General features: G+C 67.1%; 22 protein-coding genes. 15 read left to right on the top strand and 7 right to left on the bottom strand.

Annotated features, from left to right (window positions below; translation table 11 throughout):
* Positions 1-162: 162 nt before the first annotated feature.
* Both CR919_RS10605 and CR919_RS10600 read left to right on the top strand, forming a co-directional pair.
* Positions 163-1,506, top strand: a complete 1,344-nt coding sequence (locus CR919_RS10605) for a diguanylate cyclase (protein WP_099820001.1) — start codon at positions 163-165, stop codon at positions 1,504-1,506.
* Between the two features lie 85 nt (positions 1,507-1,591).
* Positions 1,592-2,053, top strand: coding sequence for a bacteriohemerythrin (locus CR919_RS10600; RefSeq protein ID WP_025875341.1), 462 nt, complete (start codon positions 1,592-1,594; stop codon positions 2,051-2,053).
* Here the strand turns inward: CR919_RS10600 and CR919_RS10595 are convergent, their stop codons facing one another.
* Entirely contained in the window at positions 2,054-3,334 is a 1,281-nt protein-coding gene (locus CR919_RS10595) for an MFS transporter (RefSeq protein ID WP_099820000.1), read from the bottom strand.
* Here CR919_RS10595 and CR919_RS21415 point away from each other — a divergent pair.
* On the top strand, positions 3,321-3,443 hold the full coding sequence (locus CR919_RS21415) for a hypothetical protein (protein ID WP_279324053.1): 123 nt from the start codon (positions 3,321-3,323) through the stop codon (positions 3,441-3,443). The genes CR919_RS10595 and CR919_RS21415 overlap by 14 nt on opposite strands.
* A 106-nt stretch (positions 3,444-3,549) precedes the next feature.
* Here CR919_RS21415 and CR919_RS10590 read toward each other — a convergent pair whose 3' ends face one another.
* On the bottom strand, positions 3,550-5,046 hold the full coding sequence (locus CR919_RS10590; RefSeq protein ID WP_099819999.1) for an aldehyde dehydrogenase: 1,497 nt from the start codon (positions 5,044-5,046) through the stop codon (positions 3,550-3,552).
* 202 nt (positions 5,047-5,248) lie between these two features.
* On the opposite strand from CR919_RS10590, the gene CR919_RS10585 reads away from it, so the two are divergent.
* The 7 genes from CR919_RS10585 (at position 5,249) to CR919_RS10555 (ending at position 13,872) form a co-directional block, all read left to right on the top strand.
* Positions 5,249-6,601 carry an aspartate aminotransferase family protein gene (locus CR919_RS10585; RefSeq protein ID WP_099819998.1) on the top strand — a complete coding sequence of 451 codons (1,353 nt, stop codon included), beginning with the start codon at positions 5,249-5,251 and terminating at the stop codon, positions 6,599-6,601.
* A 63-nt stretch (positions 6,602-6,664) separates the two neighbouring features.
* Positions 6,665-7,549 (top strand): plasmid replication/partition related protein, encoded by an 885-nt coding sequence (locus tag CR919_RS10580; protein WP_099819997.1) that lies wholly within the window; start codon positions 6,665-6,667, stop codon positions 7,547-7,549.
* Between the two features lie 124 nt (positions 7,550-7,673).
* Positions 7,674-8,960 carry a DUF445 family protein gene (locus CR919_RS10575; protein ID WP_099819996.1) on the top strand — a complete coding sequence of 429 codons (1,287 nt, stop codon included), beginning with the start codon at positions 7,674-7,676 and terminating at the stop codon, positions 8,958-8,960.
* 305 nt (positions 8,961-9,265) lie between these two features.
* The gene (locus tag CR919_RS10570; protein WP_099819995.1) at positions 9,266-11,494 is read left to right on the top strand and encodes a TonB-dependent siderophore receptor; all 2,229 of its coding nucleotides are present in this window, start codon (positions 9,266-9,268) and stop codon (positions 11,492-11,494) included.
* A gap of 106 nt (positions 11,495-11,600) precedes the next feature.
* On the top strand, positions 11,601-11,921 hold the full coding sequence (locus tag CR919_RS10565) for a DUF3649 domain-containing protein (protein WP_099820202.1): 321 nt from the start codon (positions 11,601-11,603) through the stop codon (positions 11,919-11,921).
* Positions 11,918-13,546, top strand: coding sequence for a PepSY-associated TM helix domain-containing protein (locus CR919_RS10560; protein ID WP_099819994.1), 1,629 nt, complete (start codon positions 11,918-11,920; stop codon positions 13,544-13,546). The genes CR919_RS10565 and CR919_RS10560 overlap by 4 nt, the downstream gene beginning before the upstream one ends.
* Positions 13,543-13,872: a DUF3325 domain-containing protein gene (locus tag CR919_RS10555; RefSeq protein WP_099819993.1), complete on the top strand. Its 330-nt coding sequence runs from the start codon at positions 13,543-13,545 to the stop codon at positions 13,870-13,872. Before CR919_RS10560 ends, CR919_RS10555 begins: the two co-directional genes overlap by 4 nt.
* A gap of 150 nt (positions 13,873-14,022) precedes the next feature.
* Here the strand turns inward: CR919_RS10555 and rlmKL are convergent, their stop codons facing one another.
* Together rlmKL and CR919_RS10545 are read right to left on the bottom strand one after the other, a co-directional pair.
* Positions 14,023-16,161 (bottom strand): bifunctional 23S rRNA (guanine(2069)-N(7))-methyltransferase RlmK/23S rRNA (guanine(2445)-N(2))-methyltransferase RlmL, encoded by a 2,139-nt coding sequence (rlmKL, locus tag CR919_RS10550; RefSeq protein WP_099820201.1) that lies wholly within the window; start codon positions 16,159-16,161, stop codon positions 14,023-14,025.
* Positions 16,162-16,305: 144 nt separating this feature from the next.
* Positions 16,306-16,833 carry a hypothetical protein gene (locus CR919_RS10545; protein WP_099819992.1) on the bottom strand — a complete coding sequence of 176 codons (528 nt, stop codon included), beginning with the start codon at positions 16,831-16,833 and terminating at the stop codon, positions 16,306-16,308.
* Positions 16,834-16,905: 72 nt separating this feature from the next.
* On the opposite strand from CR919_RS10545, the gene CR919_RS10540 reads away from it, so the two are divergent.
* Entirely contained in the window at positions 16,906-17,472 is a 567-nt protein-coding gene (locus tag CR919_RS10540) for an N-acetylmuramoyl-L-alanine amidase (RefSeq protein ID WP_089239939.1), read from the top strand.
* A gap of 134 nt (positions 17,473-17,606) precedes the next feature.
* Here CR919_RS10540 and CR919_RS10535 read toward each other — a convergent pair whose 3' ends face one another.
* The 3 genes from CR919_RS10535 to CR919_RS10525 all read right to left on the bottom strand — a co-directional run bounded on the left by CR919_RS10535 (position 17,607) and on the right by CR919_RS10525 (position 20,140).
* Positions 17,607-18,509 carry a sulfurtransferase gene (locus tag CR919_RS10535; RefSeq protein WP_099819991.1) on the bottom strand — a complete coding sequence of 301 codons (903 nt, stop codon included), beginning with the start codon at positions 18,507-18,509 and terminating at the stop codon, positions 17,607-17,609.
* Positions 18,506-19,309 (bottom strand): CoA pyrophosphatase, encoded by an 804-nt coding sequence (locus CR919_RS10530; RefSeq protein ID WP_099819990.1) that lies wholly within the window; start codon positions 19,307-19,309, stop codon positions 18,506-18,508. The genes CR919_RS10535 and CR919_RS10530 overlap by 4 nt, the downstream gene beginning before the upstream one ends.
* A 129-nt stretch (positions 19,310-19,438) precedes the next feature.
* Complete coding sequence (locus tag CR919_RS10525; protein ID WP_089239934.1) at positions 19,439-20,140, bottom strand: FKBP-type peptidyl-prolyl cis-trans isomerase N-terminal domain-containing protein; 702 nt, start codon at positions 20,138-20,140, stop codon at positions 19,439-19,441.
* Between the two features lie 166 nt (positions 20,141-20,306).
* On the opposite strand from CR919_RS10525, the gene CR919_RS10520 reads away from it, so the two are divergent.
* The 4 genes from CR919_RS10520 (at position 20,307) to CR919_RS10505 (ending at position 23,589) form a co-directional block, all read left to right on the top strand.
* Positions 20,307-21,101, top strand: coding sequence for an enoyl-CoA hydratase-related protein (locus CR919_RS10520; RefSeq protein WP_099819989.1), 795 nt, complete (start codon positions 20,307-20,309; stop codon positions 21,099-21,101).
* Positions 21,102-21,106: 5 nt separating this feature from the next.
* The gene (locus CR919_RS10515) at positions 21,107-21,460 is read left to right on the top strand and encodes a hypothetical protein (RefSeq protein ID WP_099819988.1); all 354 of its coding nucleotides are present in this window, start codon (positions 21,107-21,109) and stop codon (positions 21,458-21,460) included.
* Complete coding sequence (nth, locus tag CR919_RS10510; RefSeq protein ID WP_099819987.1) at positions 21,460-22,149, top strand: endonuclease III; 690 nt, start codon at positions 21,460-21,462, stop codon at positions 22,147-22,149. Before CR919_RS10515 ends, nth begins: the two co-directional genes overlap by 1 nt.
* A 228-nt stretch (positions 22,150-22,377) precedes the next feature.
* Complete coding sequence (locus tag CR919_RS10505; protein ID WP_099819986.1) at positions 22,378-23,589, top strand: OprO/OprP family phosphate-selective porin; 1,212 nt, start codon at positions 22,378-22,380, stop codon at positions 23,587-23,589.
* Positions 23,590-23,655 lie beyond the last annotated feature (66 nt).

Below are 23,655 nucleotides of genomic sequence, written 5' to 3'. Positions count from 1 at the left end.
GCGACATCGGATACCCCTTTTCGATGGGGCGACATTCCCCGTCGCAAAGGCGCCGAGGTCTCATGAAACATTGGCCGACAGAAGGTTCGCCTCCTTGCGCTAAAGTTACACCCGAAACCGCCGCTATCCGTGCCAAGACTTTCCCACATGAGCCACCGCATCATGCCCGTCCTGTCGCAGGCCGCTCTGGAAGGCGACCTGACCGATCCCCTGCCTCAGCGGATCCTGCTGGTGGAAAACTCGCGCGCGTTCACCGGCATGCTGCGCGAGGCAATCGAGCAACGCTTGGAGCTGCCGGTGGTGGTGGCCAGCTCGCTGGCCGAGGCCGACCGCCTGCTCACTGCCGAGGACGGCTGGTTCCTGGTCCTGACCGGGCTGGTGCTGGCCGATGGTGACCGCGACGCGGTGGTCGAGTTCTTCCTCAAGCGCAACCTGCCCACCGTGGTGGTCAGCGGTGTGTATGACGAGGACCTGCGCAAGCGTGTGCTGCAGCAGCAGATCATCGACTACGTGCTGAAGAATACCCCGGGCAGCATCGACTACCTGGTGTGGCTGGTGCAGCGCCTGGAGCGCAACCGGCGCATCGCCGCGCTGGTGGTGGACGACTCGCCGTCCGCGCGCGGCTATGCCGCCGCCCTGCTGCGCATGTACGGCCACGAGGTGTACGAAGCGGCCGATGGCAGCGAAGGCCTGGCGGCGATCGAGGCGCATCCGGCGATCCGCCTGGCCGTGGTCGACCAGGAAATGCCGGGCATGCAGGGCGTGGAGTTCACCCGCCGCCTGCGCACCCTGCGTTCGCGCGACAAGGTGGCGGTGATCGGCATTTCCGGCAATACCGATGCGTCGTTGATCCCGCGCTTCCTGAAGAACGGCGCCAATGACTTCCTGCGCAAGCCCTTCTCGCGCGAAGAGTTCTTCTGCCGTGTCTCGCAGAATGTGGACCAGCTGGAGCTGATCGGCACGCTGCAGGACCTGGCCACCCGCGATTTCCTCACCGGCCTGCCCAACCGCCGCTGCTTCCTGGAACAGAGCCAGCGCCAGCTGCCGCAGCTGCAGCTGCACGGCCAGTGCGTGGCGGTGGCGATGATCGACATCGACCATTTCAAGCACATCAACGACACCCACGGCCACGAAGCCGGTGACGATGCGCTGCGTGCGGTCGCCCGTGCCGTCGGCGACCACGCGCGCAGCCAGGACCTGATCGCGCGCTTCGGCGGCGAGGAATTCTGCCTGCTGGTGCCGGACATGGAACAGGACGAAGCGCTGCTCTATTTCGAGGAGCTGCGTCAGCGCATCGCCGCACTGGAAGTGGACATCGGCAGCGCCACCCTGCGCATGACGGTCAGCATCGGCCTGTGCTGCCTGCGGCCGCAACGCGATGCGCTGCACCGGCTGATTTCCGAGGCCGATCGCCAGCTGTACCTGGCCAAGGCCGGCGGCCGCAACCGGGTCAGCTGCACCACGGTGGCCAGCCCGTTGCGTCCACGCGAAGCTGCGCTGTCCTGACCGGCATGCTTTGATCCAGATCAACGCCGCCCCGGCGCGGCGGCTCTACAGTCGGCCCCGACATACGCATGAAGGGGAGCCGGGGATGGCACTACTGGTCTGGCAGGACGATCTGAACATCGGCATCGATGTGATCGATCAGCAACACCGCCGCATCATCGAGATGCTCAACCACCTGCACGTGGCGCAGACCAGCCTGCAGCGCGCGGCGGTAGGCGAAGTGATCGACGAGGTGGTCGACTACACCATGTCGCACTTCGCATTCGAAGAAGAGCTGATGGAGGAAGCGGGCTATCCGTTCTGTGCCGCGCACAAGCGTGTGCATGAGGTCTTCATCAAGCGGGTATCGGAATACCGCATGCGCTTCCAGGCCGGCGAGGACATCAGCGACGAGCTGCGCACCATGCTCTCGCGCTGGTTGTTCAACCACATCCGCGGCGACGACCAGGCCTATGCCGAACAGGTCAAGCAGCATCTGAACCAGTTCGCCCGCGAGCACCAGAGCGGCGGCTGGCTGGGCCGCACGCTCAAGCGCTTCTTCGGCTGATCAGCGCTGGCGGCGCTGCAGCGCCAGCAGCGCACACAACGTGACCACCGCGGTCAGGCACAGGTAGTAGCCGACCGCGACCAGCCCGTAGCGCTCGGCCAGCCAGGTGGCCAGGTACGGCGCCGGGGCGGCACCAAGAATGCCCGCCAGGTTGAACGACAGCGAGGCACCGGTGTAACGCACCTCCACCGGGTAGATCTCGGCCAGGAAGGTGCCGCAGGGGCCGTAGGTCAGCCCCATCAGGAACAGGCCCAGGCACAGGAACGTCAGCACCAGCCACGGACTGCCGGGCTGGAACAGCGGTGCGAACAGCACACCGAAGCCGATGATCAGCAGACTGGCGATGGCCATCGTGCGGCGCGTTCCCCAGCGGTCGCCGTAACGTGCCGACAGCGGGATGCCGGCGGCGAAGAACAGCATCGCCACCATCTGCATCAGCAGGAACTGCTCGCGGCTGTAGCCGAGCACGGCGGTGCCGTGGCCGAGGCTGAACACCGTCATCAGGTAGAACAGCACGAAGGTGGCGAACGCACCCAGCGTACCCAGCAGCATCGGCAGCGGATGGTCGCGCAGCACCGTCCACATCGGCAGACGCACCGGCGCCTTGCGCTCCAGCGCGCGCTTGAAATCCGGCGTCTCGTGGATGTTCAGGCGCACCCACAGGCCCAGGCCGACCAGCAGCGCGCTGGCCACGAATGGAATGCGCCAGCCCCATTGCAGGAAATCGCCCTGGCCGAGGCAGCGACCGAGCAGCAGGAAGATGCCTGCTGACAGCAGGAAACCGATCGGTGCACCCAACTGCGGAAACATGCCGTACCAGGCGCGCTTGCCCGGCGGTGCGTTTTCGGTGGCCAGCAGCACCGCCCCACCCCACTCGCCTCCCAGGCCCAGACCTTGGCCGAAGCGGCACAAGGCCAGCAGCGCCGGGGCCCACAGGCCGATCTGCGCATGGGTCGGCAGCAGGCCGATGGCGACCGTGGACAGGCCCATGGTCAGCAGCGCGGCCACCAGGGTCGCCTTGCGGCCGATGCGATCACCGAAGTGGCCGAACACCGCCGAGCCCACCGGGCGCGCGATGAAGGCCACCGCGAAGGTCGCCAGCGACTGCAGCAATGCGGCCTGGTCGCTGCTTTCCGGGAAGAACAGGTGCGGGAACACCAGTACCGCGGCAGTGGCGTAGATGTAGAAGTCGAAGAACTCGATGGTGGTGCCGATCAGGCTGGCCAGCAGGACACGGCGGGGCGAATTCACGGGTGGCGCGGCAGCGGTGATCGTCGACATCGGCAAGGCGGGTAACGGCGGATCGACCGATTCTGCCACGGGGCAGTGGCTGTACGGGGCGATGGTTTCAGCCGACACCGATGCCAACGAATTCTTTCTGCGTGGATGAATCCCACCATGCCGCCTCTACAGTAGATCCACGCCATGCGTGGATGAATCTGCCCGGCGCCAACCAAGGTTGGCGTCTACCAAAGGCAACCGGGCGCGGCTCGGCGCTACAGCTGGATCCAGGTGGCCTTCATCTCGCTGTACTTGTCGAACGCATGCAGCGATTTGTCGCGGCCGTTGCCGGACTGCTTGTAGCCCCCAAACGGCGCCGTCATGTCACCGCCGTCCCAGCCGTTCACCCACACGCTGCCCGCACGCAGTTGGCGGGCCACGCGATGGGCGCGACCGAGATCCCGCGTCCACAGGCCGGCGGCCAGCCCGTAGCGGCTGTCGTTGGCCACGCGCACGGCCTCGGCTTCGTCGTCGAAGCCGAGCACGGCCAGCACCGGGCCGAACACTTCCTCGCGGGCCAGCGCCTGCTCCGGCCGCACCTGGTCGAACACCGTCGGCTGCACATAGCAACCGCCCGCCTCCACCTCGGCACGCTGGCCGCCCAGCAGCAGCCGCGCGCCATCGGCTTCGGCGCGGGCGATGTCGGCCAGCACCTTGTCCACATGCGCGGCATCGACCACCGCCCCCATCGGTGCATCCGCCTCCAGCGGATGGCGGGGCTGCATGCGCTGGCCGTAGGCGATCACCTGGTGCACGAAGTCATCGCGGATCGAACGCTGCACCAGCAACCGCGAACCGGCGGTGCAGACTTCGCCCTGGTTGAAGAAGATGCCCTGCGCCACGCCCTTGGCCGCCGCATCCAGGTCCGGCGCATCGGCGAACACCACGTGCGGGCTCTTGCCACCGCATTCCAGCCACACCCGCTTGAGGTTGGAACGACCGGCGTACTCCAGCAGCTTCGCGCCGGTCGCGGTGGAGCCGGTGAAGGCCAGCACGTCCACGTCCATGTGCAGGGCCAGCGGCTCACCCACGCGTGAACCGTGGCCCGGCAGCACGTTCAGTACGCCCTCGGGCAATCCCGCTTCGGCCGCCAGTGCGGCCAGCCGCAACGCACTCAGCGGCGAGCGCTCGGAGGGCTTGAGTACCACCGAATTTCCCATCGCCAAGGCCGGCGCAATCTTCCAGCAGGCCATCAACAGCGGAAAATTCCACGGCACGATGGCCGCCACCACGCCTGCGGCCTCGCGTGTCACCAGGCCCAGCTCGTGCGGGCCGGTGGGCGCGATTTCACCGTACAGCTTGTCCACCGCCTCGGCGGTCCAGGTCAGGCAGCGCACCACGCCGGGCAGGTCGATGCGGCGCGCATCGCGGATCGGCTTGCCCATGTCCAGCGTTTCCAGCAGGGCCAGTTCATCGGCATGCGTCTCCACCAGCGCGGCCAGTGCCAGCAGCACGCGCTTGCGATGGGCGGGGCTGGCCTGCGACCAGTGGCCTGCCTCGAACGCGCGGCGCGCCGAGGCCACCGCACGGTCCACGTCCTGCGCGTCACAGTCGGCCACTGCCCCCAGTACGCGCCCGTCGATCGGGCTGATGCAGTCAAAGCGCGCGCCGCTGGCGGCATCCACGTAGCGGCCATCGATGAACGCTTGCCCGGGAATCGCCACGCGGCTGGACAGGGCCTGCCAGTGACTGCGGTCGGGGAAGTGGGTCATGGGTCGCTCCAGCAATCAACGATCCTTGTTTATACCGGCGCGGCCGCGACCCCACCGTGATCGACCGCGCTGCGCGCTCGCCGGGCATGGCCCGGCGCTACCACAAGGTCGAGGCCCGAACGGTGGCGCCACGCCGTGCCTGCCGACAGATCCGTGACGCGGCTGCGCTAGAGTCGCAGCCATCGGACCCGACGGAGCCGGCATGAAAACCCCTGCAAGCGACCTGCACGACCTGGCCACCCAGCGCCCCGATTCACTGGACGCGTACTGGATGCCGTTCACTGCCAACCGCCAGTACAAGGGCGCGCCGCGCATGCTGGTGCGCGCCGAGGGCATGCACTACGAGGACGTGGATGGACGCGCCATCCTTGATGGCACGGCGGGCCTGTGGTGCTGCAATGCAGGGCACGCGCGCCGGCGCATCGTCGACGCGATCGCCGAGCAGGCCGCCACGCTCGATTACTCGCCCGCCTTTCAGATGGGGTCGCCGCCGGCCTTCGCCCTGGCGCAGCGACTGGCGGCGCTGGCCCCGGCCGGGCTCAACCATGTGTTCTTCACCAGCTCGGGCTCGGAGGCGGTGGATTCGGCGATGAAGATCGCGCTGGCCCACCATCGCCTGCGTGGCGAGGGCCAGCGCACGCGTTTCATCAGCCGCGAGAAGGCCTACCACGGGGTCGGCTTCGGCGGCATGGCATTGGGCGGACTGCCCAACAACCGCCGTCAGTTCGGTCTGCAGCTCGGCGGCGTGGACTACCTGCGGCACACGCTGGACCTGTCACGCAATGCCTTCAGCAAGGGCCTGCCGCGCCAGGGCGCCGAGCTGGCCGACGATCTGGAACGGCTGATCGCCCTGCACGATCCCTCCACCATTGCCGCCGTGTTCGTCGAGCCCATCGCCGGTTCGGCCGGCGTGATCCTGCCGGCACCGGGGTATCTGCAGCGCCTGCGCGAGATCTGCGACCAGCACGGCATCCTGCTGGTGTTCGATGAAGTCATCACCGGTTTCGGCCGGGTCGGGATGGCGTTCGCCGCACAGCGTTTCGGCGTCACCCCGGACCTGCTGACCTTCGCCAAGGGCGCCAGCAACGGCGCGGTGCCGCTGGGTGGCGTACTGGTCGGCGACAGCGTGCATGCCAGCTTCATGCAGGGTCCGCCACAGGCCATCGAGCTGTTCCATGGCTATACCTATTCGGGCCATCCCTTGGCCTGCGCGGCGGCGCTGGCCACGCTTGACGTCTACGCCGAGGAACGCCTGTTCGAGCGTGCGATCGAACTGGGCGAGTACTGGCAGGAGCGGTTGCATGCCCTGCAGGGGCTGCCGAACGTGATCGACATCCGCAACTTCGGCCTGGTCGGTGCGGTGGAGCTGGCGCCGCGCAAGGACGCCCCCGGCAGCCGTGGCTACGAGGTGTTCCGCCGCTGCTTCCACGACGGGCGCCTGCTGGTGCGCTGTACCGGCGACATCATTGCGTTGTCACCTCCATTGATCGTGGACAAGGCACAGATCGACCAGATCACCGGCACCCTGGGCGAGATGATCCGGGCCACTGCCTGAGCCCGGGACGGTGGTGGCGAGCGGGTACAATGGGCGGTTCCGCTCCTGCCCGTTGCCGTGCCCATGAACATCGTCGTCAAAGAAGAACTCAAGGCCTACATCGACCCGCTCACCGCGGACGAACACGAGGCGCTGGAGCGCAGCATCCTCGCCGAAGGCTGCCGCGATGCGCTGGTGCTGTGGGGCGAGGTGCTGGTGGATGGACACAACCGTTACGGCATCTGCCAGAAGCATGGCCTGCCGTTCAATACCGTGCAGAACACCCGCTTCCAGAGCATGGAAGACGTGCACCTGTGGATGATCGAGCAGCACCTGGGCCGGCGCAGCGTCTCCGATTTCCAGCGCGGCGTGCTGGCCCTGCGCAAGCGCGACATCCTGTCCGCGCGCAAGCAGGTCGAGCAGGCACAGCTGCAGCGCGAAAGCGATGGCACCGCCGAGCCTGCCGATGAGGCCGGCGAAGACAGCCCGCCGTGGGAGCCGGCGCCGAAGATCAGCCGCGCCGAACTGGCCCGCGAAGCCAAGCTGAGCACCAGCCAGGTCGGCATGATCGAGCGCATCCACGCCCAGGCCGCGGCCGAGGTGGTGGAAGCGGTGAAGGCCGGCATGATCTCGATCAGTGCCGCCGCTGCCGTGGCCGACCTGCCGGAAGAAGAGCAGCGCGCCGCTGCCGCCGGTGGCAAGGACGAACTGAAGCAGGCCGCAAAGCGTGTGCGTGAATCCAAGCGCAAGCCGCGCGCGCCGAAGCCGGAAACGGAGTCGCCGGAAATGGACTTCGAAGAAGCCAACGAGGATGAGATCGCCAGCCGCGATGCCGAGGTGCTGGCTGCGCTGGAGCAGCTGGGCGAGGATGCCCCGGCCCTGCGCCGTCGCGTGGTGAACCTGACCCGCGAGAACGACACCCTGCGCGCGCAGCTGGCCCACCTGCGCAAGCAGCTGGAAGCGCTGTAACCGATCGCGTCACGCCGCTGTAGAGCCGAGCCCATGCTCGGCTGCCTTGCGCGCGGCAAAGGGCAGCCGAGCATGGGCTCGGCTCTACAGGTAGGCATCACCGGCCTGCGGGTAGACTTCAGGCATGACGTCTGCCATCGATCCGCGCCGCGCCCAGCTGCGGCGCCTGAAAGCCCTCGCTCTTGGCCTGTTGCTGTTTATGCTGGCCGGCTTCGCGGTCAGCCACTGGCAGGGTGAGCGCGGTATCTGGGCCTGGGTGTCGGCCTTCTGCGAAGCTGCCGCGGTCGGCGCGCTCGCGGACTGGTTCGCGGTGGTCGCTCTGTTCCGGCGGCCGATGGGCCTGCCGATTCCGCATACGGCGATCATCCCCCGCAGCAAGGAACGCATCGGCGACAGTCTGGCCCTGTTCGTGCGCGACCAGTTCCTGGAACCGACGGTGCTGCTGGCCAAGCTGCAGGTGTTCGACCCGGCCAGCCGCCTCGGCAGCTGGCTGGCCGATCCCGCGCGTTCCCGGATGCTGGCCGACATGGCCCGCGGCTGGGCACTGCAGGCGCTGGACTTCTTCGACGAGACCGCAGTCCGGCGGCAACTGCATGCCTTCGTGGTGCAGCAGCTGCGGCAGTGGAATGCATCGGCCACCGCCGGCGAACTGCTGGGCCTGCTGACCGCCGATGGGCGCCACCAGCGGGTGCTGGACGAAGGCCTGCAACGGCTGGGGCGTTGGCTGGAACAACCGGAAGTGAAGGAGCGCGCTTCGCAGCTGATCGTGCGCTACATCCAGCGTGAATGGCCGACACTGTCGAGCACGGTGAACTGGATCAAGCCGATTGATGAGATCGGCGACAACCTTGCCGAACGCCTGGCCCGGGCGGTGCTGGAAGAACTGCAGCAGGTGCTGGCCGAGCCGCAGCATTCGCTGCGCCAGGATTACGAACAATGGCTGGGCAACTACGTGCAGCGTCTGCGCGAAGACCCGGCGCTGGCCGAGCGCATCGAGCAGCTCAAGCAGGAAATGATCGACCACCCTGCCCTGCAGGAGTACGTACAGGGCCTGTGGTCGCGCATCCATGCCAGCCTGCGCGGCGATCTGCAGCGTGAGGATTCGGCCCTGGTCGGTCATCTGCAGCGCAGCCTGGCCTCGCTGGGCGACAGCCTGCAATCGGACCCGGCGTTGCGCGAGGCATTGAACCAGCACCTGCTGGAAGGCGCACAGCGCCTCACCGGGCGCCTGCGCGAGGGCGTCACCACCCATATCGCGCAGACCGTGAAGAGCTGGGACGAGCGCCACCTGGTCGAGCAGCTGGAACTGAGCGTGGGCCGCGACCTGCAGTTCATCCGCTTCAACGGCACCCTGGTGGGCGGCCTGATCGGCCTGCTGCTGCATGCAGCGACTGTTCTGTTCCGTTTCTAGACTGAGATTCCGGAGCCCTGGCCAGTAGATGCACGCCACGCGTGGATGACCGAGGCTGTCACGCTTGCTTAACGAAATGCGAATGCCTATCATTTACTGATCGGTTGTACGCTTAGCCAAGCGGGGCACGGAAGCACGCGCCCACCCGCACTTCGCCCGTGTACATCCCCCGACCACTGGGTCGCCTGCCTGCCGCAGGTGGCGCACCGTCGATGGGAATCACGCTGGGTGACGTGCGCGGAGCGCATGGCTGCCATGGGTGCGTTTGCCATCGCCTGTTTTTTGTCCTGCATGGAATCGCACCGATGGCTTCGCTCCTGACTACTCCCCGCCCAACCCTGCTGGCCCTGGCCGTGACCGCACTGTTGACCGCACCGTTGGCACACGCTGAGGAAGGTTCTGCCGACCCGTCCGCGCGCACCCTGGACACCGTCCAGGTAACCGCCGATGGCGACATTGCCGACAGCTACACCGTCAAGCGGGCCAGCACGGCGACCAAGCTCGGCCTGTCGCTGCGCCACACCCCGCAGTCGATGACCGTGGTGACCCGGCAGCGGCTGGACGACATGGGCCTGTTCTCCCTGTCCGACGTGATGGGCCAGGTGACCGGCGTGGCGGTATCGGTCACCGACAGCGAACGCATCAACTACGTTTCGCGCGGGTACAACATCACCAATTTCCAGGTCGATGGCATGCTCAACACCTTCGGTGGCTACATCAAGACCAACACCGACAGCGTGATCTACGACCGCATCGAAGTGGTGCGTGGTGCCACCGGCCTGACCACCGGTGCCGGTGATCCGTCGGGCACCATCAACTTCGTCCGCAAGCGCCCCACCGATACGTTCCAGATGAGCGCCAACCTCACGCTCGGGCGCTGGGGCAACCAGCGCCTGGAAGCCGACCTCGGCGGCCCCATCGCCCTGGATGGCCGCATCCGCGCCCGCGTGGTCGCCGCCAAGCAGCAGAGCGATTCGTTCCGCGATGTGTACAAGCTGGACAAGGACGTCTTCTACGGCATCGTCCAGGCCGACATCACCGACACCACCCTGCTGGAAGCTGGCTACGAGTACCAGTCGCCGCGCACCACCGGCGTGACCTGGGGCGTGGTGCCGTACTGGGGCGCCGATGGCAAGCCGGCCAACCTGCCGCGCTCGACCAACCTGTCGGCGCGCTGGAGCAGCTGGCCGATCATCGAAAAGAGCGCGTTCGCCCGCCTCGAACAGCAGCTGGGCCATGGCTGGGCCGCGAAATTCGCCTATACCCGCTCCAAGCGCGAGACCGACGGCGCGGTCTGGTATGGCGCGTCCGGTTACCCGCGTGCCGATGGCAGCGGCATCTCTGCCTTCGTCGGCAGCTTCGGTGAAAACGGCGACATGCAGGTGTTCGACTTCAACGTCGGCGGTCCGTTCCAGTTGTTCGGCCGCGAACACGAACTGGTATTCGGCTTCGGCCAGTCGGTGCGCAAGGGCGAAGTGCCTGCGAGTGAAACCGCAGACTACCCGGACAGCTACACCCGCGTGCCGGACTGGCGCAGCTGGAACGGCGACATCGCACCGCTGCAGGTCACCCGCCTGGGCTATCTCGCCTCGGAAGACGAACTGCGCCAGCATGCCGCCTACCTGGCCGCGCGCCTGCAGCTGGCAGAGCCGCTGACCGCCGTGCTCGGCGCCCGCTACGGCAGCTGGGAAACACGCAGCTGGAACTACATCCACGACGACGCCGGGCGCCTGACCGGTACCGCGCGCGGTGGCTACAAGCCCGACGACTCGCTTACCCCGTACGCCGGCTTCATCTACGACTTCAACCGTTACTTCAGCGGCTACGTCAGCTACACCGACATCTTCCAGCCGCAGAACTACCGCGACAAGGCCAACAACTACCTCGAACCGGTCGTCGGTGACATGTGGGAAGCCGGGCTCAAGGCCGAGTTCTTCGATGGCCTGCTCAACACCTCGGTCGCGGTGTTCAAGGGCGAGAAGGACAACGTCGCCGAGCTCGATGATTCGGTGCCGGAAAACTCGTTGCCCGGTGGCATCAGCGCTTACCGCTCAACGGGCAAGGGCAACAAGGTGAAGGGCTGGGAAATCGAGGCGCAGGGCAGCCTGGGCGAGCACTGGAACCTGTCGACCGGGTTCACCCACACCGTCAGCCGCAATGCGCTGGGCGTTCGCCAGAACACCACCGTTCCAGTCGATCTGTTCCGCCTCAACGCCAGTTGGCGCCCGGGTGGTGCCGAAGGCCGCTTCTGGATCGGTGGTGGCGCGACCTGGCAGAGCGGCATCTGGAGCCTGAGCAACAAGCCGCGCGAGGACTTCCTGGTCAGCGGCAAGCGCGACCGCGTGGCGATCGAACAGGGTGACATCTACCTGCTCAACCTGTCGGCCGGCTATCGCTTCAACGAGAACTTCAGCGCCCAGGTGAACGTGAACAACCTGCTGGACAAGAAGTACTACAACCGCGTCGGTTTCTACGACGGCGTGTACTGGGGCGAACCGCGCAACGTGATGATGACGCTGCGCTGGAAGCTCTGACGATCTGATGGATGGCGCCGGTTCTGCGACCGGCACCGGCCACGGATGGCCAACCCCGGCGCGCTTCGGTGCGCCGGTCCTCTTTCATTCAACCTGCAGGACCGCCGTGGACCGCTCGCCCGCAACCGCCAGCCCCCGCCCCAGCACCTTCTTCGCCAACCCGCGATGGGGCGTGCTGTCCCGATCGCTGGCCGCCATCTTCGGCGGCTACGCGCTTGCCTCGATGACCACCGTGTTCTGCGCGCTGGCCCTGCCGGGCGCGCGCGGCCAGGCTGTGCTGACCGGCATGCTGCTGGCGATCCTGGTCGCCGCCTGCGCGGCGCTGTGGGCGTTCGCCACCCGCAGTGCGCTGCGCGCCTGGGTCGGCATTCTCGCCCCCACCCTGCTGATGGCCTGCATTTCGCGCCTGCTGGGAGCGTGGGCATGAAGAATGGATTCCGCCAATCCATGGCCTGGCTGCACACCTGGACCGGCCTGCTGGTCGGCTGGCTGCTGCTGCTGATCTTCATGGCCGGCACTGCCAGCTACTACCGCGAGGAAATCAGCCGCTGGATGCGCCCGGAACTGCCGCGCAGCGCGGTCAGCACCGACGAAGCGGCGCAGCGCGCGGCCGACTACCTGCTGGCCAATGCACCACAAGCCGAGAGCTGGTTCGTCACCCTGCCGCAGCCACGCAATCCGGCCATGCAGATGTTCTGGCGGTTGCCAGAGGCACTGGCCGATCCGAGCAAGGGACGCCGCGGCGCCTTTGGCGATGCCACCCTGGATCCCAACACCGGCACCGAGCTGAAGGCCCGCGAGACCCGTGGCGGCGACTTCTTCTACCGCCTGCATTTCGACCTGCACTACATTCCCGTGCTGTGGGCGCGCTACCTGGTGGGCTTCTGCGCGATGTTCATGCTGGTGGCGATCATCACCGGCGTGATCACCCACAAGAAGATTTTCAAGGACTTCTTCACCTTCCGGAAGGACAAGGGCCTGCGCTCCTGGCTGGACTTCCACAACGTCAGCGCGGTGATGGCCCTGCCCTACCACGCGATGATCACCTACACCGGCATCGTCACGTTGATGATCATGTACCTGCCGTGGGGAGTGAACGCGGCCTACGGCACCGACCAGGATGCCTTCTACGCGGAGGCCTTCGGTGGCCTGCCCGAAGTCACCGCGCCCGCCGAAGGCAAGGCCGCACCGCTGCCGATGCGACAGCTGCTGGACAGTGCCCGCACGCACTGGCACGGGACCGAGGTAGCCGGTTTCAGCGTCGCCAACCCCGGTGCCGCCAACGCGGTGATCGACATCCGCCAGCGCGATGGCAAGCGCTTGTCCATCGATACCCCCGCGCTGCGCTATGACATGGTCACTGGCGCGCTGCTGCAGGAAACCCCGCCTTCCGGTGGCGCCACCGCCACCCGTGGCGTGCTGTATGGCCTGCACCTGGCCCGCTTCGCCGACTGGGGCCTGCGCGCCCTGTTCTTCCTGTCCGGCCTGACCGGCTGCCTGATGGTGGCCAGCGGCGTGGTGCTGTGGGCAGTGAAGGAGCGCCCGAAGCATGCCAAGAGTGGTCGCACCGGCTTCGGCCTGCGCCTGGTCGATGCACTGAACATCGGCGCCGTGGCCGGCCTGCCGATCGCCTTTGCCGCCTATTTCTGGGGCAACCGGCTGCTGCCGCTGGGCCTGGCCGAGCGCTCCAATGCCGAGGCGAACGTGTTCTTCTACGCGTGGGGCGCCTCGTTGCTGGCGGCCTTCATCTGGCCCAAGCGGATGATGTGGGCGTGGCAGCTCTACATCGGCGCGGCCGCGTTCGTGCTGATTCCGCTGGTGAACGCGCTGACCACGCACGCACACCTGGGCGTGACCCTGTTCAACGGTGACTGGGCATTGGCCGGTTTCGACCTGTCGATGATCGCCTTCGGCGCGATGCTGGCCCTGTGCGGCTGGCGCATGCAGCGCTGGACGCCACCGCTGACTGCGGCCGAGAAGAAGAAGCGCGCGGCGGCCGCTGCAGCGACGAAGGCACCGGCCGATGCAGTGGAAGCGGAGGCCAGCGCATGATGCTGCTGGTACTGGGGTTGTCGTTCACAGCGTTCACCGCGCTGTCGCTGGCGATGGAAAAGCACCAGCAGGAACTGCACGGCAAGGCAGCGGCGTCACCGCTACGGCGCACGCAATGGCGGGTGCTGGGCTGGCTGCTGCTGACCGTGGCGTTCGCGCTGTGTGTGCTCGACCACGGCTGGGCAATGGGCCCGGTGCTGTGGCTCGGCGCGCTTACGCTGGGTGGCATCGTGCTGGCGTTCGCGCTGTATCCGTACCGGCCGAAATGGATCGCACCGCTGGCGGTCGCGTTGCCGGTGATCGGGCTGGTGGTGGCGTTGGTGTAACCGAAGCCACCGGGGTCGGATCCCTTGCGCACAGCGCAAGGGCTCTGACCCGAGGCACGTACCGCCATCGATGCATGGCGTGGATCCACCGACCTTGATGGGGTCAGAGCCCCTGCGCTGCGCGCAGGGGATCCGACCCCGGACGTCGGTTCACGCCAGGCGCTTCAACTCCCACGCACGATGGATGCGTGCGTTGCGCTCGAAATCCGGGCCGATGGTGCTGGCGCTGATCTCGCGGCACTGGGCGAATTCGGCGATGGCGTTCTCTTCCAGCTTGAAGCGGCGGAAGTTGTTGGAGAAATACAGCACGCCGCCCGGCGCCAGTCGGGCGACGGCCGCACGCAGCATCTTCACCTGTTCGCGCTGCACGTCGAAGTCCTCGGCACGGGCCGAGTTGGAGAACGTCGGCGGGTCGCAGAAGATCACGTCGTACTGGCCGCGATCGCCTTCCAGCCAGGCCATCGCATCGGCCTGCACCAGCAGGTGCTGGTTGCCGCCCTGCCCGTTCAAGGCCAGGTTGTCGTAGCACCACTGCAGGTAGGTCGCCGACAGGTCGACGCTGGTGGTGCTGGCCGCACCGGCCACCGCCGCCTGCACACTGGCCACGCCGGTGTAACAGAACAGGTTGAGGAAGCGCTTGCCGCGCGCCTGCTCGGCCATCAGGCGGCGCAGCGGGCGATGGTCGAGGAACAGGCCGGTATCGAGGTAATCGAACAGGTTCACCTGCAGCAGCGCGTTGTTCTCGCGTACCACGAGGAACTCATCACGCTGCTCGAAACGGCCGTACTTGCTGCCGCCCTTGCCACGTTCGCGCGACTTCATCGACACCTGTTCCGGTGGCACGGCGAACACCTCGCGCGCAGCAGCCAGCAGTTCATTGCGGCGGCGGCGCACGTCGTTCTCGGGAATCGCGGCCGGTGCGGCGTATTCCTGCACATGCAGGAAGGTGCGGCGCTGGCCGCCGTCTTCCTCGTAGACGTCGATGGCGGCCGCGTACTCCGGCAGATCGGCGTCGTAGGCGCGGAAGCAGGTGATGTTCTCGCGGGCACGCCAGCTCTTGAACTTCTTCAGGTTCTTGCGCAGGCGGTTGGCCACCATCTGCGCGCCTTCGCTCAGCTCGCGCACCTGTGCCGGATCGCGACCCGGCACCGCGATCGGATCGCAGACGATCAGTGCACATTCCAGTGCACCATTGAACATCTGGTATTTCTTGCCGGCACGCAGTCCGGTGGCAAAGGCCAGTTCGTCATTGCCGCACAGCAGGCTGGCGCGCCACTGCGGCACCGCCTTCTGCAGGGCATTGCCGAGCTTGCGGTACAGCGCCGGATCGGCGGCCAGGCGTTCGTCATACGGCGGGTTGCAGACCACCGCGCCGATCTCCTGCTCCGGGGTGGGCAGGTCAGCCACATCGGCGCGGGTGAAGCGGATGGCATGGGCGACGCCGGCCACTTCCGCGTTCTCGCGCGCCGCCTGGATCGCCACCGGGTCGATGTCGCTGCCGTGGACGACCGGCTTCAGCGCGGCCAAGCCGGCCGCTTCGCGATCACGCGCTTCGCTCTGGATGGTTTTCCAGGCCGCCTTGTCGAAGCCCAACCAGCGGCTCGGCGGCAGACTGCCATGGCGCATCAGGCCGGGAGCGACGTCGGCGGCCATCAGCGCGCCTTCGATCAGCAGGGTGCCGCTGCCGCACATCGGATCCAGCAGGCCGCCACCGGCAGCATGCAGGCGCGGCCACTGCGCACGCATCAGCAGCGCGGCAGCCAGGTTTTCCTTCAACGGCGCGTCATGCGCGGCACCACGCCAGCCGCGGCGGTGCAGCGGGCCACCACCGAGGTCGATCGACAGCGAGGCGCGGCCCTTGCGCAGCGACAGGTTGACGCGCACGTCCGGCAGATCGGTGTTGACCGAGGGGCGCTCGAGCCCTTCGTCACGCATGCGATCGACGATGGCGTCCTTGATCCGCTGCGCGGCGAAACGGGCATGGGTGATCTTGTCGCCGGACACGTGCGCGTCCACCGCCAGGGTCATCTCCGGCTTGATGTGCTCGTGCCACGGCAGCGCGCGCACGCCGTCATACAGCGCCTGCTCGTCCGGGCATTCGAACTCGTCGATCGGCCACAGTACGCGGCTGGCCAGCCGCGACCACATGACGATCCGCAGCGCCTGCTCCAGTTCGCCCTCGGCGTTGACGCCGGCGATGGTGGCAGTGGCCTTTTCCAGGCCGAGGGCCGACAACTCATCGGCAAGCAGGTATTCCAGGCCCTTGGCGCAGGAGACAAAAAATTTCACGGGATCGGTTCGCAGGTGGTCAGGCACGGCAGGGAGCCGGGCCATTCGGAAGGGAGGGCCGTAGGCACGGCCGGCAGGCCCGCGCCATGGGCGGCGGGGCTGCCATTGTAGTCAATGCGGGCGGGCGCGCCGTGCGCCCGGGCTTCACAGCTGCCGCAGCAGGCGCTCAAAGGCCTGCGCGGAGGCCTCGACGTGGTTTTCCAGGCGATGGCCGTCGTCCACCAGCAGCAGCTGCGCCGAGCGCGCCTGCGCCCAGGCGATGACCCCGGCGGCCGGCACCACCTCGTCATGCCACGCCTGTACCACCGTGGTCGGCACCGGCGCGGCATCCAGCGCCGGCATCGGGCCCATGGAGGTGGGCGGCACCATCAGGAACAGGCCGGCCACCGGCACCTGCAGCGAGGCAATGGCGGAGATGTAGGCGCCCAGGCTGGAGCCGGCCAGCACCACCGGACCCTGCGCGGCGGCAGTGGCCGTGCGCTCGATCAGGCGCTGCAGGCGGGTGCGCACGTCGCCAACGCGGCTGACCTCGCTCATCGCGTCCAGGTCGGTGTAATCGGGGCGCTCATGGGTCCAGCCCAGGCGCTCGGCGACTTCGGCCAGGGCGGTGACCTTGGTCGCCTCCGGGCCGCTCTCGAAACCGTGCGACAGGATGCAGTGACCGCGGCTCATGCGTGCGCTCCCACGGAGCGGACCGACAGCAGGAAGGAAGGCAGTTTCATTCGGCAATGCTAGCATCGCCGCATGCCCAACCCGCTCCTGCCCGGCCTGCAGCTGCAGCCGCTGCCCTACCACGACCGCCTGCCCGTGCGCGATCCATCCAGCCTGGCGATGGTGGTGATCCACTGTACCGAACTGCCCGACCTGGCGACTGCCCGTGAGTACGGCGAGCGCGTGCTGTACGACAGCGGCGCCGGCAACAGCGGGCATTTCTACATCGACCGCGACGGCAGCGTGGTGCAGTACGTGGCGCCGGAGCGCATCGCCCACCACGTGCGCGGCATGAATGCCGACTCGGTGGGCATCGAACTGGTCAATTCGGGGCGCTACCCGCACTGGCTCGACAGCCGCCACCAGGCGATGGACGAGCCCTACACCGAAGCGCAGTTGCTGGCGCTGGAACGGTTGCTGCAGGCGCTGGTGCTGCAGTACCCCTCGCTGCGGCAGATCGCCGGCCACGACCAGTTGGACCTGGAGCAGGTACCTGCCAGTGACGACCCGGCCGTGACCGTGGCGCGCAAGCGCGATCCGGGCCCGTTGTTCCCGTGGCAGCGGATCCTGGCCAAGGTGCCGCTGCAGCCGCTGGGGTGATGCTGCCAGGCAATGCACGCGTCCCGTAGAGCCGAGCCCATGCTCGGCTTGGATGGTGCAGTTCCACGGCATTGCAGGCGGAAGCAGCCGAGCGTGGGCTCGGCTCTACAGTGGCGCAGGTCCAGGAAGCGGCTTCAGGCGCCGGTAGCGACCGGGCGGCTGCTGTCGCTGACCCAGCCACTCCAGGAATCGGCATAGATGCGCGCGCCGGACAGGCCCGCGCTTTCCATCGCCAGCAGCAGATGGCAGGCGGTCACGCCCGAGCCGCACATCAGCACCACGCGCTGGGGATCCTGGTTGCCGATCACGCCCTGCAGTTCGGCGCGCAGTTCCTGTGCGTCGCGCAGTCGGCCGTCCAGTACGTTCAATGCGAACGGTCGATTGACCGCTCCCGGCACATGGCCGGCCACCGGATCCAGCGGTTCCACCTCGCCACGGAAACGCTCGCCTGCGCGGGCGTCGACCAGCCAGCCCGGTGCGTGCTTGAGACGCGATTCGATCTCGTCCGCGCTGGCAACCTGGCTGGTATCGAAACGCCCCGGATACGCCGGCAACGCCGCGACTTCGCTGCTGCCGGTCGCCAGCGGTTGGCCGGCGGCCTGCCAGGCGGCGATGCCGCCATCGAGCACGGCCACCTTCGTGTGCCCGATCAGGCGCAGCAGCCACCACAGGCGCGCGGCGGCCATGCTGCCATCGCTGCCGTCATACACGACCACCTGCGTATCGGGGCCGATGCCCCAGTGCCCCAGCCGCGCGGCGAACGTATCGCTGTCCGGCAGTGGGTGGCGGCCATGGCCGACCCGTGCAAGGTCGGACAGGTCGCGGTTGAGATCGGCATGCACCGCACCGGGAATATGTCCCTGTGCGTAGAGGCCATTGCCTGCCTGCGGATCGGCCAGCGATGCACGTGCATCGACCACGCGTACGACCGTGCTTGCAGTTGCGCGGGCATCGACCACGCGTACTCCGTCGCCCAGGGCCGCAGCCAGGGTCGCAACATCAACGAGGGTGGTCCACGGCGGGTCGATCGATTTCATTGCACTTGCTCCAGGCGGCGACGCAGGTTGTACAGGATGGCCGCAGTGGCGCCCCAGATGCGCTGGCCGGGCCAGCCGTATTCGAGGACGTGGCGGACGCGGCCGCGATGGTTGATTTCGACCTGGCGCAGGTTGTCGGCGGCCATCAGGTAGTCCAGCGGCACTTCGAACACCTCGGCTACTTCGCTGGGCTGCGGTACCGCCACGAAGTCAGGATCGATCACCGCCACCACCGGGGTGACCCGGTAGCCGGTGATGGTCACGAACGGATCGAGATAACCCAGTGCCTGCACCTGCGTCGGCGCCAATGCGATTTCTTCCTGGCTTTCGCGCAGTGCGGCGGCCAGCGCATCACGATCATCCGGCTCGGTACGGCCACCGGGAAAACCGACCTGGCCACCATGTTGCCGCAAGGTTTCGGTACGCCGGGTCAGGATCACCTGCGCACCGTTGGCACGCGGCACGATGCCGGCCAGCACCGCCGCCTCGACCGGTGGGCCCGGGGGCAGCAGATCATCCAGTTCACTGCGGTTCCAGCCGTCGCCTGCCGGCGGCTCGGCCAGCGGGTGCAGGGCGCGCAGCAGGCGCTCATGATCGGCCAGCGAGCCTCGCAGCGACTGCTGCAGCTGTTGCCGCAATGGCAGCACGCGCTGCAGGATGTGGGTGCGCTCGCTGTCGCTCATCGACGACCACCCCGCGATTTCGTCGATATGCCGCCCGCAGCCGGCGCACAGCCGGTTGCGATCCAGCTTGCACACGTTGATGCAGGGACTTGCGACAGCACGCGCCGTTTCTTCCATTATTTGCACCGGTCAACAGTAGCGCGAATGGACCGGATTTGGGATGGGGCCCATACGGCTGCTGCATGCTGCAGAAACAAAAACGCGCCGGTGGGATCACCGGCGCGTTGATGTTGATGCAGTTTCTTCTTACTTGACGCTGATCAGCTTGATCTCGAACTGCACAGCCACGTTCGGCGGGAACGGGGTGCGCGGGTCGGCGCCATAGGCCTGATCCGGCGGCAGGGACACTTCCCACTTCGAGCCAGCCGGCATCTGCAGCAGGGTCTCGCGCATGGCCTTCATTTCGACTTCGCTGACCTTGATCGACGGAATCTGCTGGGCCGGACGAGCCTCGGTCGGACGCTGGCCGTACGGGAACGGACCGGCCACTTCCAGCTGCACGGTGCTGGCCTGGGTCGGCTTGGCACCCTTGCCGGCTTCGATCACACGGTACTGAACGCCGCTCGGCAGGGTCTGCACGCCCGCCTTTGCCTTGTTCTGCGCCATGAACTGATCGCTCTTGGTCTTGTTGTCGGCAGCCGCCTTTTCGTACTCGGCCTTGGCGGCCTGGGCACGGCCCTGCTCGCGCTTCTGGAACGCTTCAACGGCCGGCTTCAGCTGCTCGGCGGTGATCGCCGGCTGCTTCTTGGCGTAGGCGTCCTGCAGACCCTTCACCACCGAGTTGATGTCCAGCTGCTCACCGCGACCGGTCAGCTCCGCCAGGTTGTTGCCGTAGTCGTAACCGAAGTAGTAGCTCAGCTTGCCCTTCTCGGACGCGATGTCCTGGGCGAAGGCATTGCCCGTCAGGGCCAGGGCCGCGACGGCGACCGCGATAGAACGCAACTTCATCAAACAGTTCTCCAGGGGTGGTAACTCAGGGACGTTCTGCGCCGCCCTGAGGCGACGGGTTAGGATAACGGCCACAACGTGTAACCGCTACTCACCACGCAGGCTATGACCTGTCTGCGTTTACAGAGTTCAATCTCACTTTTTTTTAACGTTCCAGGAGTTTCCCGTGGCCGAGGCCCCCACTCCCCACCCGGTCGACGTCAGCGACGACGATGCCATCCGCACCATTACCGTGCAGCGACCGGACAAGCTCAACGCCCTCAATGCCGCGACCCTGCAGGCTCTGGACGAGGCGTTCAGCGACGCGGCCACAGATCCGGCGGTACGGGTGGTGGTGCTGACCGGCGCAGGCCCCAAGGCCTTCGTGGCCGGGGCCGACATCGCGGAAATGAACACATTGAGCGCGGTTCAGGGACGTGACTTCTCCCTGCTCGGCCAGGCCCTGATGCGCCGCATCGAACGCATGCCCAAGCCGGTGATCGCCCGCGTGAACGGTTTTGCGCTGGGCGGCGGGCTGGAACTGGCCATGGCCTGCCACCTGCGTATCGCGGCCGATTCGGCCAAGGTCGGCCAACCGGAGATCAATCTCGGCCTGATTCCCGGCTTCGGCGGCAGCCAGCGACTGCTGCGCCTGTGTGGCCGCGCGGCCACGCTGGAGCTGTGCCTGCTGGGCACCCCGATCGACGCCGCGCGCGCGCTGGCCCTGGGCATCGTCAACGAGGTGGTGCCCGCCGCCGAGCTGGACGCCCGCGTACAGGCCCTGGCCCGGCAGCTGGCACAGTCGGCGCCGCTGGCGCTGCGCGGCCTGCTCGACGCAGTGCACGTGGGCGGCGAATGCAGCCTGGACGCCGGCCTGGAATACGAAAGTGCGCAGTTCGGCCTGCTGTTCGCCACCGAGGACATGCGCGAGGGCACCAGCGCCTTCCTGCAGCGCCGTCCACCCGCCTTCCAGAACCGCTGATTGCCATGGCATCCCGACCCAACCCCGTGCTGCTGTTCGCCCGGGTCCAGGCAGACGATCCCGATGGCGCGCTGCAGGCTGGACTGATGGACTACGTCGTGCGCGCTGGCGATGACCGGCTGCTGCCCGATCATCCGGACCTGCCCGACCGCCTCTGCCAGATGCAGCTGCAACTGCAGCGTGCCTGGGCCGCGCGCGAACGTTTCCGCGCACGCGCGGTGCGCCTGGCCCGCCGCGAGGCCGAGCGTGATGCACGTCGCACGCCCGCGCCGGCACCGGACGCCAAACCCGCCCTGCCCGCGGCAGCGGCCGCCATCCTCGCCCGGGCCAAGGCCCGCGCCGCCGGCAAGGAGCAGTAATGGCGACCGCGAAGAAGACCGCGCGCGCACCTGCGCGCCGCGGCGGTACGATGCCGCGCGCCGACGTGGTGGAAATGTTCACCCGCCTGCGCGAACTCAACCCGCATCCGAAGACCGAGCTGGAATACAGTTCGCCGTTCGAACTGCTGGTGGCGGTCGCACTGTCGGCGCAGGCCACCGACGTCGGCGTCAACAAGGCCACCCGTCGCCTGTTCCCGGTTGCCAACACGCCGGCGAAGATCCTCGCCCTGGGCGAAGAGGGACTGAAGAAGTACATCGCCACCATCGGCCTGTTCAACGCAAAGGCGAAGAACGTGATCGCCACCTGCGCGTTGCTGCTGGAGAAGCACGGCGGCGAAGTGCCACGCGATCGCGATGCACTGGAAGCACTGCCCGGTGTCGGTCGCAAGACCGCCAACGTAGTGCTCAACACCGCCTTCGGCGAACCGGTGATGGCGGTGGACACGCATATCTTCCGCGTCGCCAACCGCACCGGACTTGCGCCAGGAAAGAACGTGCGCGAGGTCGAAGATCGATTGGTCAAAGCGATTCCCGCCGAGTTCCTGCTCGATGCGCATCACTGGCTGATCCTGCACGGGCGGTACGTGTGCAAAGCGCGCAAACCGGATTGTCCGGGGTGCGTGATTGCCGATCTCTGCCGGTTCAAGGACAAGACCCTCGCCGAGTGATGGCGGCATCCGCGCATGACGTGGATGCACGGAAACACCATCCTCGCAGGGCGTGGATCTACTGCAACCGGGACGCAATCCGGGCGTCATACGTAACCGGTTTCAATGGCAGGCCCAGCCGTGACGGGGCCTGCGGCGGATCGCGGCCGTGCGCGAACTGTCACATTTACGCAATCTTCACGTTTTAGCCTGCGCGCATCTTCCCACCTGCCTGCAAGGCTCCTCTCCATGAAACTGCATCACCAACTCCTGACGGTCGCCGTGGCTGCTGCGCTGTATGTGCCGGCCGCCCACGCCGAAGTCGCCATCGATGTGATCGGCGGTTCGGAAATCACCTTCGAAGGCCTGGTCCAGGCCGACGGCAACTGGTACGACAATGACGTCGTGGACCTCAACGGCGGTGACGCCGGCAACGGCAAGAACAGCGAATTCGAACTGCGTCGCGCCGAGCTGGTGCTGAAGGGCAAGGGCCCGGGCAACGTGGAGTGGGTGGTCGGCTATGACGCCAAGGCCGACAAGTTCCTCGACACCAACGTGAAGTACAAGCTGCTGGGCAACGCCAACCACTTCATCCAGGTCGGCCAGTTCAAGCAGCCCAACAGCCTGGAAGAGCTGTCCAGCACCAAGAACAACGACTTCATCTCCAAGGCTGCGGTCACCAACACCTACGCCGTCGCCCGTCGCCTCGGCGGTGCCTACAGCTACGGCCAGGACAACTGGTCGGTCACCGCCAGCGCCTTCGGCCGCGAACTGACCCGCAACCTGGCCCACGGCAGCGGCTACGGCGCACGTGGTACCTGGGCCCCGATCAACGAGAAGGGCCAGGTCCTGCACTTCGGCCTGAGCTACGTGAACTACGACACCGACGCGGACACCCTGCGCGTGCGTGCCCGCCCGAACGCTGACCTGGCCACCGCGCGCCTGGTCGACAGCGGCAACCTGGTCGACACCGACCGCGTCAGCACCATCGGTGCCGAAGCGATGTACTTCCAGGGTCCGTTCAAGGCCCAGGCCGAGTACTACACCAGCAAGGCCAAGCGCATGGCCAACGACAACTACACCAGTGACGGCTACTACGTCAGCGGCGTGTGGAATGTCACCGGCGAAAGCTGGAGCTACAAGGGCGGCACCCCGGGCACCGGCCTGCCGAACAACCCGGCCGGCGGCCAGTGGCAGCTGGGCGTGCGTTACGACCACATGGACCTGAACGACGGCAACCTCGCCGCCAACCCGGTGGCCGGCCGTCCGCCGATCGTCGATGGCGTGCTCGGCGGCAAGATGGACATCTGGACCGTCGGCGCCAACTGGTACTGGCGCTCGAACTTCAAGCTGATGCTGAACTACGTGATGGTCGACAGCAAGAAGTACAGCTCGAGCGCCCGTGGCTTCGTCAACGACGATCCGAACATCCTGGAAGCCCGCGCGCAGTTCTTCTGGTAAGACCGGAAGCACGCGTTCGAACGAAGGCACGGCTCCGGCCGTGCCTTCGTCGTTGTGGGCAGGCGG

The sequence above is a fragment of the Stenotrophomonas sp. LMG 10879 genome, assembly GCF_002750935.1.
Taxonomy (GTDB): domain Bacteria; phylum Pseudomonadota; class Gammaproteobacteria; order Xanthomonadales; family Xanthomonadaceae; genus Stenotrophomonas; species Stenotrophomonas lactitubi_B.
Note: the sequence above shows the minus strand (reverse complement) of the source record. Positions and strands in the feature narration are given on the sequence as shown.